13 protein-coding genes, 1 tRNA gene and 1 pseudogene are annotated in these 12,721 nt (G+C 54.7%); 14 read left to right on the plus strand and 1 reads right to left on the minus strand.

What is annotated here, in order from left to right; genetic code table 11:
- The 11 genes from AWY79_RS09500 to AWY79_RS19630 all read left to right on the plus strand — a co-directional run bounded on the left by AWY79_RS09500 (position 1) and on the right by AWY79_RS19630 (position 7,722).
- Entirely contained in the window at positions 1-786 is a 786-nt protein-coding gene (locus tag AWY79_RS09500) for an iron-sulfur cluster-binding protein (protein WP_066802867.1), read from the plus strand.
- A 9-nt stretch (positions 787-795) separates the two neighbouring features.
- Entirely contained in the window at positions 796-1,713 is a 918-nt protein-coding gene (locus AWY79_RS09505; RefSeq protein WP_066802868.1) for a dihydroorotate dehydrogenase, read from the plus strand.
- Between the two features lie 62 nt (positions 1,714-1,775).
- Positions 1,776-1,867 (plus strand) — tRNA-Ser (locus AWY79_RS09510).
- 93 nt (positions 1,868-1,960) lie between these two features.
- Entirely contained in the window at positions 1,961-3,631 is a 1,671-nt protein-coding gene (locus tag AWY79_RS09515) for a site-specific integrase (RefSeq protein ID WP_078063738.1), read from the plus strand.
- Positions 3,632-3,905: 274 nt separating this feature from the next.
- Positions 3,906-4,076, plus strand: a complete 171-nt coding sequence (locus AWY79_RS19025) for a hypothetical protein (protein WP_158509886.1) — start codon at positions 3,906-3,908, stop codon at positions 4,074-4,076.
- A gap of 569 nt (positions 4,077-4,645) precedes the next feature.
- The gene (locus AWY79_RS09520) at positions 4,646-4,951 is read left to right on the plus strand and encodes a hypothetical protein (RefSeq protein ID WP_133987182.1); all 306 of its coding nucleotides are present in this window, start codon (positions 4,646-4,648) and stop codon (positions 4,949-4,951) included.
- Between the two features lie 14 nt (positions 4,952-4,965).
- Positions 4,966-5,208 carry a hypothetical protein gene (locus AWY79_RS09525; RefSeq protein ID WP_066802870.1) on the plus strand — a complete coding sequence of 81 codons (243 nt, stop codon included), beginning with the start codon at positions 4,966-4,968 and terminating at the stop codon, positions 5,206-5,208.
- Positions 5,209-5,339: 131 nt separating this feature from the next.
- A complete protein-coding gene (locus AWY79_RS09530) occupies positions 5,340-5,588 on the plus strand; it encodes a hypothetical protein (protein WP_078063739.1) in 249 nt (82 codons plus the stop codon).
- 2 nt (positions 5,589-5,590) lie between these two features.
- Complete coding sequence (locus tag AWY79_RS09535; RefSeq protein WP_066802872.1) at positions 5,591-6,289, plus strand: hypothetical protein; 699 nt, start codon at positions 5,591-5,593, stop codon at positions 6,287-6,289.
- Between the two features lie 34 nt (positions 6,290-6,323).
- Positions 6,324-7,271: a hypothetical protein gene (locus AWY79_RS09540; protein WP_066802874.1), complete on the plus strand. Its 948-nt coding sequence runs from the start codon at positions 6,324-6,326 to the stop codon at positions 7,269-7,271.
- Positions 7,272-7,296: 25 nt separating this feature from the next.
- Positions 7,297-7,722 carry a BRO-N domain-containing protein gene (locus AWY79_RS19630; RefSeq protein ID WP_418055028.1) on the plus strand — a complete coding sequence of 142 codons (426 nt, stop codon included), beginning with the start codon at positions 7,297-7,299 and terminating at the stop codon, positions 7,720-7,722.
- On the opposite strand, the pseudogene AWY79_RS09545 reads toward AWY79_RS19630, so the two are convergent.
- Positions 7,632-7,889, minus strand: a pseudogene (locus tag AWY79_RS09545) (Rha family transcriptional regulator); the annotation flags it as partial. The gene AWY79_RS19630 and the pseudogene AWY79_RS09545 overlap by 91 nt on opposite strands.
- Before the next feature lie 369 nt (positions 7,890-8,258).
- Here AWY79_RS09545 and AWY79_RS09550 point away from each other — a divergent pair.
- The 3 genes from AWY79_RS09550 (at position 8,259) to AWY79_RS09560 (ending at position 12,718) form a co-directional block, all read left to right on the plus strand.
- Entirely contained in the window at positions 8,259-8,810 is a 552-nt protein-coding gene (locus tag AWY79_RS09550) for a recombinase family protein (RefSeq protein ID WP_066802878.1), read from the plus strand.
- A gap of 276 nt (positions 8,811-9,086) precedes the next feature.
- A complete protein-coding gene (locus tag AWY79_RS09555; protein WP_066802880.1) occupies positions 9,087-11,411 on the plus strand; it encodes a type I restriction-modification system subunit M in 2,325 nt (774 codons plus the stop codon).
- A complete protein-coding gene (locus AWY79_RS09560; RefSeq protein WP_066802882.1) occupies positions 11,411-12,718 on the plus strand; it encodes a restriction endonuclease subunit S in 1,308 nt (435 codons plus the stop codon). The genes AWY79_RS09555 and AWY79_RS09560 overlap by 1 nt, the downstream gene beginning before the upstream one ends.
- Positions 12,719-12,721: the final 3 nt, after the last annotated feature.

The raw sequence follows: 12,721 nt of genomic DNA on the forward strand, positions 1-12,721 counted from the left end.
ATGTCGTTGAGGAATTGCCGCAATGTGAAGGTATTGGAAGTCTCCCCGGTAGGTCAATCAAAAACGGCCGGGGGCTTCTTCGAGCTGAGGCTCGAAAATCCGGACTGGGACGGGTGGAAGCCCGGCCAGTTCGTCATGATCCGGCCCGCATCCTGGGAGCTCGACATGCTCTGGGCCAGGCCTTTCTCCATCAGTTCCGGGGACAAGGCGTCCGTGAGCCTGCTCATCCAGGCCGTGGGGCGCGGGACCCGGCGCATTGCCGAGCTCAGGCCCGGCGACACGGTGGCCATGTGGGGGCCGCTCGGCAACTCCTTTGCCGTGGAACCGGACACCCCGACCCTGCTCCTTGCGGGGGGAATCGGCATCGCACCTTTTCGCGGATATGTCGAGCAACATCCGCACCCCGAAAACCTGGCCCTGTTCCTGGCCCATCGGCTGCCGCTCGATTGCTACCCCTATGAACTGCTCTCCAAGACCGTGTCCAGCCGGTGCATGCTGGAGGCAAAACCATCCGATCTTAACTGCATCATCGACACCATGCGCGAGCTGATCCGCGAATACGCGGACAAGGGCGGGCTGGTCCTGTCCTGCGGCCCCACGCCGTTCATGCGCACGGTGCAGCGGTTCGCGGCGGAGTTCGGGGCCAGGGCGCAGGTCTCGCTGGAGAACCGCATGGCCTGCGGCGTGGGCGCGTGCCTGGGGTGCGTGACCAAGGACGGGGAAGGGCATCATGTCCAGGTATGCACGCGCGGCCCGGTGTTCTGGGCCGACAAGGTCGAGCTGTAGGAGGCCGTCATGGATATGCAGGTGAATTTCGGCGGTCTTTTTCTCAAGAACCCGGTCATGACCGCGTCCGGGACCTTCGGCTTCGGCCTGGAGTTCGCGCCCTACGGCGACCTGAAGCGGCTCGGCGGTATCGTGGCCAAGGGGCTTTCGCTCAAGCCGCGCGAAGGCAACCCCATGCCGCGCATCGCCGAAACCCCGTGCGGCATGCTCAACGCAATCGGCATCCAGAACCCGGGCGTGGAGCACTTCGTGACCAAGGCGCTGCCCGCACTGCCGTGGAAGGACGTGGCCGTGGTCGCCAACCTCTACGCCTGCGACGCCGAGGAGTTCGGCGAGCTGGCCGGGGTGCTGGCGGGCGAGGAGGGGGTGGCCGCGCTGGAGGTCAACGTGTCCTGCCCCAACGTCAAGGAGGGCGGTATCGCCTTCGGCCAGGACCCGGCCCAGATCGGCCGCGTCACCGAGGCGGTCAAGAAGCGGGCCGGGAACAAACACGTCATGGTCAAGCTCTCGCCCAACGTGACCGACATCGCGGTCTGCGCCCGCGCCGCGGCGGAGGGCGGGGCGGACTCCCTGTCGCTGATCAACACCCTGTCCGGCATGGCCGTGGACATCCGGAACCGCAAGCCGCGCATCGCCAACGTCATAGCCGGACTGTCCGGCCCGGCCATCAAGCCGGTGGCCCTGCGCTGCGTGCACCAGGCGGTCCGGGCCGTGGACATCCCGGTGGTCGGCATCGGCGGCATCGCCTCGGCCGAGGACGCCCTGGAGTTCCTCCTGGTGGGCGCCCAGGCCGTGCAGGTGGGTACCGCCAACTTCCTGCGGCCGGACTTCGCCTTCGGCCTGGCGGACGAGATGGCGGCCCTGCTCGAAACCATCGGCGCGGCCTCCCTGGACGAGTTTCGCGGCAGCCTGCAACTGCCGCTCTAAAAAGGGAAAAATTTTTCCTTGCCAAGCCAGGGCATATTGGTTAGTTACTGCCTCTCTGACGCGGAGAGGTGTCCGAGTACGGCTTAAGGAGCACGCCTGGAAAGCGTGTATCGGGGGAACTCGATCGGAGGTTCAAATCCTCTCCTCTCCGCCACCAAGGTTATAAACCCCTGGAATCACGTAAGTGTCCAGGGGTTTTTCCTTTTCTGCTTCCCAACTGCTACACCAAGGTGCTACACCGGGAGGCATGAAAGACGTGTCCAGACCCACCCGTTTACATCGTCGAAAAGGGAGTCGTAACTACTATTTTCGGGCCAAGGTGCCGGTCGATCTCCAGGACATCTACGGCAAGCGAGAGGTGTTCTTCAGCCTCAAGACCAGCGACCGCCAGGAGGCCCTCCAGCGCGTTCACATGGAGTCGGTAAGGCTCGACCAGGAGTTTGCCGAGAAACGCCGTCAGAGGGACGCAGAGGCTGCCGAGAAGCTCTCTGAGATCGAGGTGGAACGCATCACTGCCATATGGCGACACGGTGCCCTTCGTGCTGATGAGGAAGCACGTATCAGCGGCCTTTCCCCCATTGAATTTGAATCGTGGGATGAAGCAATCACCTTTGCCTATGCCGAGGCCAGGGAAAGTCTCGCAACAGGGAAAATCCATTCTATCAGCAGGGAGCTAGACGAACTCCTGGATGAGATCGGCATGAAGGTGGCGCAGAGGAGCGAAGCCTACCGACAGCTTGCCTATGCCCTCCTGAAGGCCAAGGTGGAGACCCTGGAGGCCCTCAAAGCTCGACATGATGGAAGGGTGGTGAAGACCCCGCCCAAGCCCGCGCTACCCCTACATGCTACACCCGCCATAAGCGACAAGGACGCCCTGACCCTATCGCAGACGCACGAAAGGTGGGCCAGTGAGCATCTAGCCGGGGGCGGTTCTCCCAAGTCTGTCAGGGACTTCGGCATATACGTCAGGCGGTTCATTGAACTTCATGGTGACATGCCAATAGCCCAGATCACCAAGGCGCACGTCAGAGAGTACAAGGACGCAATGCTCCAGCTTCCCGTCAGGGCATCCGGTCCTCTGCGGAAAATGACTGTCCCGCAACAGCTTGAGTACATGCGAGAGAATCCTGGCATCAAGACCCTGACCCCCAGGACCGTGAACGATAGGGCGTTAGGGGCAATCAGTGCCGTCTTGGGATGGGCAGAGACAAACGATCTCATAGAGCAGAACCCTGCCGCCAAGGTGAAGGTCAAGGCCGTGAAGGTGAAGAAGACCGTCCGTCTCCCCTACACCGTGGACGACCTCAACGCCATCTGCCGGTTCCCCGTCTACACCGAAGGCGAAAGGCCACAGGCTGGAGGAGGGGAGGCGGCTAAGTGGCTTCCTCTGATGGGAATTTTTACTGGCGCACGACTGGAGGAACTTGGGCAACTCACCGTGGACGACATCCGGGAGGAGCAGGGTATAGCCTACTTCGACATGACGGCGACCGGCAGAGGGAAGCGCAGGAAGACCGAGAGTTCCAAGAGGCGCGTTCCCATCCATTCCAAGCTCATCGAAATGGGCTTCCTCGGCTACGTTGAGCAGATGCGGAAGCAGGGCCATTCAAGGCTGTTCCCCGCCCTGGTCTCCCAGGATGAGAAGGTCACTGCCGCATGGTCCAAGTGGTGGGGAAGGTACGCCAGGAAGCATGGTGGCTTCGACAAGCTCAAGGTGTTCCATAGCTTCCGTCATGCCTTCAAGGATGCGCTCCGGGAAGGTGGGGTACAGGAGGAAGTCAGTGATGCTCTGACGGGCCATGCTCCGACCACCGAGGGCCGCAAGTATGGCGGCAATGGATACCCCCTCAAGCGGCTGAAGGAAGGCATTGAGAAGCTCTGCTATCCGGGCCTGGAGATTGGACACCTGAAGTCGTGATAAGCCCATATTTCGATTTTAAGGCGTTTTTACCACTGTCGCGCACGTCTAGCGGCTGGAGATAGAAAATGTCTTAGAATCGAAATGAGAGCGAAATACAGGCGAACGTGTCCCGGTTGGCTGTTCACGATCAAGAAGGTGCGCTCTGTGCCCCAGGTCAAGTGTCACTTGGCAAGATTGCATACGATACTGGAACTATTGACTTTATCTTTTCAATCCAGCATATGCTGTCTCCAGTTCTCTTTACCCAACCTCAACCAACTGGAGGCAACCCATGCTGATTCAAGTACGCCGCTTCATCTTCGAGATCACCCATAATTCCGTATTCATCCAGGTGCCCTACATCGGGGCTTTATTCGTCGGAGCAGGGCTTCCCACGGTGTTCGACAGGTGGTCAGAGGTGAGGCGGTTTGACTGTGAAAAATCATTAAAAATTTCAGTCTGATATTATTAGGACGCACTACGTAAGGAAGAAAGGAAGGAAGCCCCCCCGGTTAAACACATAGATATACTATAGATACCTATAGTGGTCTGTGGGTTTACCCTGTCTTACCTCTTCCCTATCCTCTGCTTAGAACCCTGTAGAAACCCTGTGGAGGCCACTGGTAGCCCTTCAGCTAGCTTCAGTGACTCCAGTGGAAGACCACAGGTCAGCCTGTCATGATGGGGATGGGTGGGACGAGGAACGAAAGAACCTCTCCTACCTACTCCCTCTCCCCATATCCCTCTCCTCCTCCTTTGGGTATCCGATGTACCTCCTTTGGCGGTCGGTCTCAGCCCTGGTATGACCCTGGCTGGACTCAGGCCCTGCTATCTGCCTTCCCAGGTAGGTGGCGGGGCCTTCACTTTTCTATGTCCTCCCTCCTGTGGCTCGTTCGAGCTACACCCTTCGCCCCTACGTCTCCTCCCCTCGTGGGGCATCAGGCGGGGCAGTCTAAGAACACGGGCTGTCCTGCCTGATTTTTATCGAATGTTCACCTTTTCACCATAACTCACAGGAGTCTCACGATGACTATGACCAGCAATTTGTTGAAGATCGAAAACCATAAGCAACCCCAGGTCCGCTTGAAGGGGTCGGGCAGAAACAGGAAATATGCCGTCTGTACCACCCCGGAGCTTGAAGCGGACATGAACTTCATCCGCAACTGGTACGGTGACAAACTCGGCGGTCGTTCCGTGTCGCCCTCCGTGGTCGTCCGTCGCTCTCTGCTCCTCCTCGCCAAGCACCTTAAAGACCTCAAGCCCGGCGAAGATTCCGACAGGGAACTCATCAAGTTTCTCATGCTGGCCGGGTCCAGGGGCAAAAGCTCCATCGTCTAGCCTGGAGGTGCGAAATGCCGAAAGCAGATCAAGACCAACTCCAGGCCCTGTGGTTCGCTCTCAGGGACACCATGCTGGACCAACTGAAAGCCCAGGAGGATACCCCGAAGGCATCCCTCCTCAACGTGGTCCGTCAGTTTCTTCGAGACAACGGAGTCACCCTGGATTCCATCAGTGACCCTCTCGCCATGAAAGCGGCCCTGGAGAGGATGACGGAAGACCTCCCCACCTACGAAGACGACGACTGGAACCAATAGGTAGACAGACATACCCGTTTCTCGTCGTCAATGCCCTGTAGGACTGTCCAGAAATGCGCGAAAGGGCCTTTCCCTTGCATTGGTCATCCGAAGTACCTTCGATCAAAACCGCACAGAAAATCAGTAGAGAAATGAAAATGCCGAACACCTCCCCCGACACCATCACCTCCCCCATCAAGGCGATCAGGGCCAAGTGCCTTGATTGCTCTGGCGACAGTGCCAAGGAAGTCAAGTTATGCACCGTTGAGACCTGTGCCCTCCATCCGTTCCGCTTCGGGAAAAACCCCTTCCACAAAGGCCGGAAGCTGACTGAGCAGGAAAAGCGTGAACGCGCTGAACGACTGGCGAAGTGGAGGGAAGAACAGAAGCAGGAGGCATAGACATGAACGACAAGGATCGGAAACGCCTTGCACGTCTCAAGACCAATCCTCAACACTGCTCTATCCCTGGATGCTTCCAGTACCGCAAAAACTTCTCGCAGTATTGCCGTTACCACGACGACAGGAACCGAGACACCGGACACCCTCTTGGCAAGACAGTGACCAAGGGAGAACTCAGGCCCTACCTGGAGAAGGCCCAGGCGTTCACTGAGGCCAACAAAAACCATGCTGCCCTTACGTCTGCCAGGGTCATGCTTGGCGACCTCATGACAAAAGCCCAATGGCACGAGGTCAACCACAAGTCACAAGCCGTATGGCCTCGCGTCAGTAACTGGCTGGTCAAGCTCCGTAGCGCAGGAGTGACCCCTTCCGAAATCCTGACGGTCATCATTGCCATGTTCATCATGCAGGAGGATGACCCCAGGCGGTTCAAGAGCGACCGGGAGTTCCGTCATTCCCTCGTTACCCGCATCCTTCGTCTCCCCTCCTCCCGCAAGGAATGGGAAGGCAAGACCATCTACCGCAAGGACCGAATCACCGTAGGCGTGAAGGACTTCCTCTCAGACAAGCTCTGCACCTCTGGCATTGGAGTCCTGGCCCTCCGTGTCTCCCGGTCCATCCTCAAGCGGGAACGAGAGGAGCGGGAGGTGATGCAAGGCGAAGTGAAGGGGATGGACGAGCCGTTCACGGACCAGACCTAACAACCACAACCCCCACGATAACCGGAGAAATATCATGACCGACTACAACACCTACGACGAAGGCATGGCCCAGCTTTACGCCCCCAAGGAAGCCGCCATGCCCAGGACCGGCGACATCAGCACCAACGGCGCAGGGATGACGTGTGACGAGTCTGGCCGTGTCGTCATCCATCATGACCCCACGACCTACGATGTATGGGATGAACAGCAGAGGGCCAGGAGCAACGGGGCGCACTACCTGGACACTGCCCGTACCGCTTCCGGCACCCCTCTCATGGGCCGAGACGGTCTGACGGATGAATCCATCGTTACTCTCCGTGATGGGACCGAAGCCAGGGTCAAGGACCTCGTTACCGCTGGCATCCTGACGAAGAACCCTGACGGCACGTTCTCCGAGGCACCTTCCCCCAAGACCGCCCAGGATAAGCCGAGACAGGCCCAGGAAGCCCGAGAGGAGCTTCTGGACGAAGGAAACGAGAAGACCCTTCACGCACTGGGGCACATGGTCGATCAGTCCACCATCTACGGCGCGTTGAATCGTCTCGCCGCAGGGGATGACATCGACAGCTACATCGGTCGTGCCGCTTCCCAGGTGGGCAAAGAGCCGGGGGAGATGGCCGAGATCGTGGGCAGTCTCCGCTCCCATTTTGAAGCACAGGCTCATAGGGCCGTAGCTTCGATGGGCCTGGACCCTGACCAGTGCTTCGATTGGGTACGCGAGAACAGGCCGAGGGAGCTTCACAAGGCCATCATGGACCATGCCACCCGCAGGACCACCGCCGGATACAAGGCCCTCGCCGGGGAGTTCATGGCAGACCTCGACAAGGTGAACCCTGACGCGATCCTCAACGCCGACCTTGGGGAAGGCATCCTGGAGGCTCGACAGGTGGGCAATGAGATTGTCCTCAAGACGGCCTCTCAGGGTGAGATCACCTGGAAGACGGCGGTCAAGATGGGGCTTGTCAAGGTTGGCCGGAAGTAGGCTGAAAGTGTACTGGAGGGGCGGCATGGTCTGCCCCTCCTCTTCAACCCCGGCACAGTTCACACATGAACTCTTCGGCACCGTCCGTGTCCTCAAGACCGACGACGGTGAAATCTGGTTCATTGCCAAGGACGTATGTGACGCACTGACTATTGATACCAGCAACCTCTCGAAGCTGCTGGATGATGATGAGCGTTCGACCTGCCCCGTACAGTATACGGATCAGGTTCGTGCGGTTTCCATCATCAACGAGTCCGGTCTGTACTCCCTGATCCTCCGCTCCCGAAGGACTCCCGGATCGTTCAGCGTCTGCTCCATCTTGTTGAAGGCTTCGATGTACTTGAGCTTCCAGTCCAGAGCCTTGTCTCCGGTGAAGCCCATGACGAGCAGGGAGAAGCCGTCACGGTCCATGAGGAACATGGGCTGTTCTTTATTCTGTGAGTTGATGTAAGAGGACTGTCCAAAATTGGACACTCCTTTTTCGACCAGTTTTCGGATGTCGCGCATGACATGCTGGTGGTTCTTCCCGAACACCTCGGCCACCTTGAGGCTGGTGGTCGTGGCCTTGCCGTAAACCGAATACCATAACGAATCGTTCTGGTAATCGTGTCCGACCATTGCAAGCGCGGGAGGGGTCGGCGAAATGAAGACCCCTTGGAATGTTTTGACTGAAAAATTTGAAACGCTTTACGATATACCAGAAACGCCGCTTCCCCCCTATGGGGTCGGTCGCTGGACTACAGGGAGCCAGGAGCCGACGACAGGTGAACGATGGGCAGGGAGGGTCTTACCAATGGGGAGGGATGGGTAGGTACGTCCCTGCGCTCAATGCCATGTCTCATTAGAGTGTACCCTACTGAAACACTCAACGCGCTCCAGGAATCAACGCCTTTCGTGTCACAATAGACTTGCTTTGTTTTTTCTTGACACGATTCTCATTTGGGTCTAGTTTCAATCGCAACACGACATTGAACCACTGGAGGGAGCATGAGCAAGAACATTGGATACATCCGAGTCAGTACGGTAGACCAGAACACCGACCGTCAGCTTGACGGGGTAGAACTAGACAAACGGTATGAAGACAAGATCAGCGGAGCCAGCACCAAGAGGCCGCAACTCCAAGCATGTCTCGACTACCTCCGTGACGGTGACACGCTCCATGTTCACAGTATGGACCGCCTCGCCAGGAGCATGAGAGACATTGAAGACCTCGTGAAGGAACTCACTGGGAGAGGCGTTACCGTTCGTTTCCACAAGGAAGGCTGGACGTTCAACGGGAAGATGGATGCTACCCAAACGCTCCTCTTCCAGATGCTTGGGGCTGTTTCGCAGTTTGAGCGGTCGATCATCAGAGAGCGTCAGGCCGAGGGAATAGCAAAGGCCAAAGCCGCAGGGAAATACAAGGGCAGGAAGCCCACGCTGTCACCTGAACAGGTCCAGGAGATCAAGGACAAGGTGGCGGCAGGAGCAGAGAAGAAGGCTCTGGCGCAGGAGTACGGGGTGAGCCGTCAGACGCTCTACAGAATGCTTGCCACATAGCATGTTGTTTTTTATTCATCCGTATCAATCATCTAGTGACCGGGAAGCTTGCCAACGGTCGGTTGACGACTACGGAGCAAATATCGGGTGGAGTGATATACGATCAAGGAACGCTGGCAAACAATTACAAAGCCAATGAAGTAACTTTTGTGTCATTTTAGAGGTTTATAGTTTGCTGTTCTAATCAAAAATCTATACTGTTGCCTCTAAAAAATGAGAGCGACAAACTACTCTCCTTCATACTCAAAAATTGAATTGAAATATAACGGAATATTCATGGACCATACCGCACATAACAAACTGGTTTCTTTTATTTGGTCGATTGCTGATGACTGCCTCAGAGATGTCTTTGTCCGAGGAAAATATAGAGATGTCATCCTCCCCATGTTTGTACTTCGACGACTTGATTGTCTGCTTGAGCCAAGCAAAGAAGCTGTACTTCAAGAAGTAAAATATCAGAGAGAAGAAGTTGGAATGACGGTGCTGGATTCAAGCCCGTTATGCGAAGAGTCTGGTTATGTCTTTTACAACACTTCTTTGTTCACTTTAAAATCGCTCCTGAACAATCCGTCCCAACTTGAAGCAAACTTCAACAACTACCTCGATGGATTCAGTGACAACGTAAAAGAGATCATCCAGCACTTTGACCTGCGTAGCCAAGCCAGAAAAATGGCTGTTGCGGACGTGCTCTTTGATGTCATCGAAAAATTCGTTTCGCCGGAGATCAATCTGAGCCCAGAGCCTGGACGCGCCTCGGATGGTCGGTTGCTCCCGGCGTTGACCAACCTCGGCATGGGCTATGTGTTCGAGGAATTGATCCGCAAATTCAATGAAGAGAACAACGAAGAGGCTGGCGAGCACTTTACGCCCCGTGAAGTGATCCACCTGATGACCAACCTGCTCTTCAAGCCGGTTAACGGGAACCTCCCTCCCGTCCTGACCATTTATGATCCGGCGTGTGGTTCGGGCGGTATGCTCACGGAATCCGAGAAGTACATCACAGACCCTGAAGGCGGAGTCAAAACCACCGCTGACGTGTATCTGTACGGTAAAGAAGTGAACGGCGAAACCTACGCCATCTGCAAATCGGACATGATGATTAAGGGCAATGATCCCGAGAACATCAAGTTTGGCTCGACCCTGGCTACCGATGAGTTTTCCAGCATGAAGTTCGATTTCATGCTCTCCAATCCTCCCTACGGGAAGTCCTGGAGTTCGGATGCAAAGTTCATCAAAGACGGCAAAGAAATCGTCGATCCTCGCTTTATGGTGCGGCTGGAAGATTATTGGGGAGACGAAAACACGGAGGATGCTACCCCGGCCTCTTCTGACGGTCAGCTCCTGTTCCTGATGGAGATGGTCAACAAGATGAAGAGTCCGTCTTCATCCCCTCTGGGATCACGGATTGCTTGCGTTCACAATGGATCTTCCCTGTTCACGGGCGACGCGGGAGGCGGGGCCAGCAATATCCGAAGGCACGTCATTGAAAACGATTGGGTGGAAGCCATCATTCAGCTTCCCACAAACCTGTTCTACAACACCGGTATCACCACCTATATCTGGATACTTTCCAACAACAAATCAACAGAGCGTAGAGGCAAGATTCAGCTCATCAACGCTTCGGAGTTGTATCGTGCGCTTCGAAAAAATCTTGGGGCTAAAAACTGTGAGCTTTCACCTGATCATGTTGACCAGATTACCAAGCTCTATTTGAGCATGGATCAGAATGAAATATCCAAGGTCTTCAAGAATAGCGACTTCGGATATTACAAGATCGTTGTGGACAGGCCCTTGCGTCTTGCCGCGCAATTCACACCAGAGCGCATTGCCTCTCTCCGCTTTATGCCAGCAATCCGGGAAATCTCGGAATGGGCTTACGCAAAATTTGGTGATGACGTGTACGAGGACTTGAAGCAGCACAAGGACCGCATTGAAAGCTATATCGACCGGGAAGAAATCAGCATCACCGCCAAGAACAAAGGCGCATTGCTCTCGGTGACCAGATGGCGTGAGCAAAAAAAGCTCATGGAGGTGGCTCAGAGGCTTGCTGACGCAATTGGCGATGAATTGTTCATGGACTATAACGTGTTCGTGGACAAAATTAACAGCACCCTCAAGAGCTTGAAGATCAAGCTTGCCGCTCCGCAGAAAAAGCAAATTCTGAACGCTATGAGCTGGCGTGATGAAAACGCGGAAAAAGTCATCAAGAAAGTTCACAAACTCAAAGGCGACAAGCTCGACCAGCTTCTAGACAGGCTCAGAGCTGATGAAGACGACCTGCCTGATTATGGATATTATCCGACGGATAAAAAAGACCACTTCATTGAATACGAAGCAGACAGTGAGCTTCGGGATTCCGAAGTGGTTCCACTTGAGGAAGACGTGCATGAATACTTCCTGCGCGAGGTCCGTCCGCATGTGGAAGAAGCCTGGATTGATCTTGAAAAGACCAAGATCGGCTACCAGATCAGCTTCAACAAGCATTTCTACAAGCACACCCCGCTGCGCTCTTTGGAGGAGGTTGCCGCCGACATTCTTCAGTTGGAATCGGAAACCGATGGTTTGCTGAAAAAGCTGATGAACTTTGAGGGAGCGCAATAATGATGCAGCTACCCAGATATGAATCGTATAAAGATAGTGGTGTCGAATGGCTTGGCGAGATTCCTGAGGAATGGGATGTTGAACGGAACTTGGGAATTTTCGATGAACGCAAAATGGTTAACCATCCAGACAAAGAGCTGCTTTCCGTTACGATTGAAAGAGGTGTAATCAAACAAACCGAGATCACAACCAAAAAAGACAGTTCCAATGAAGATAAAAGTAAATACAAACTCCTGAAGCCCGGCTATCTTGCGTATAATAAAATGCGCATGTGGCAGGGGGCTGTGGGCATGTCAGAGTATGAAGGGATTGTCAGCCCTGCCTACATTGTCCTGAGCCCTCGTGACAAAGCGTATTCCAGATTTTTCCATTACCTTCTGAGAAGTGACCAATTCCTCATTGAGTCGAATCGTCTTTCTTACGGATTGTGCGATGACATGAACAGTCTGAGATACGAAGATTTTAAGGGCATTTACACTCCCTTACCTCCAAAGAACACAATGGAACGGATCGTCTCCTTCCTCGACCAAAAAACAGCCGAAATCGACGAAGCCATTGCCAAGAAGCAAAAGCTCATTGAGCTGCTTCAGGAGCAGAAGTCCATTCTTATCAATCAGGCCGTGACCAAAGGGCTGAGTCCAGATGCACCCATGAAAGATAGCGGAGTTGAATGGATTGGGGAGATTCCGGCGCATTGGGAAGTGAAGCGGCTGAAGCATATTAGCTCTTTTCAAAGTGGCATCACCCTTGGGAAATCGTATTCAGGGAACAATCAACGGGACTACCCCTATTTACGAGTTGCCAACGTTCAGTATGGGTATTTTGACCTAGAAGATGTTGCAGAACTCAGGTTGCCACCAGCTATTGCTGAATCTTACAAGCTAAGACCCAATGACATACTAGTCACCGAAGGTGGTGACATTGATAAGCTCGGCAGAGGTACTGTGTGGAAAGGTGAAATCGAGGAATGTCTTCACCAAAACCACATATTTGCTGTGCGTGTAAATAACGTTTATGCGCTGGAAGAGTACGTCTCGACAGTCATGGAGTCAGATTGTGGAAGACATTATTTTACTTGGACGGCAAATAAAACAACTAACTTAGCCTCGACCAATAAATCAAAACTCGGTGATTTCAAGCTCCCGCTGCCTAGCAAAACAGAACAAGCTCAAATTGCAACTCATGTGGAAGCAACAAAAACCGAAATCAATGGACTTATTTCTTCAGTTGAGAAGGAAATCAAGACTCTTGATGAATATAAGAAGACGACAATCTCCTCAGCAGTCACAGGAAAGATCAAGGTCTAGGAG

Origin of the sequence: Pseudodesulfovibrio indicus (assembly GCF_001563225.1) — a bacterium.
GTDB classification, from domain to species: domain Bacteria; phylum Desulfobacterota; class Desulfovibrionia; order Desulfovibrionales; family Desulfovibrionaceae; genus Pseudodesulfovibrio; species Pseudodesulfovibrio indicus.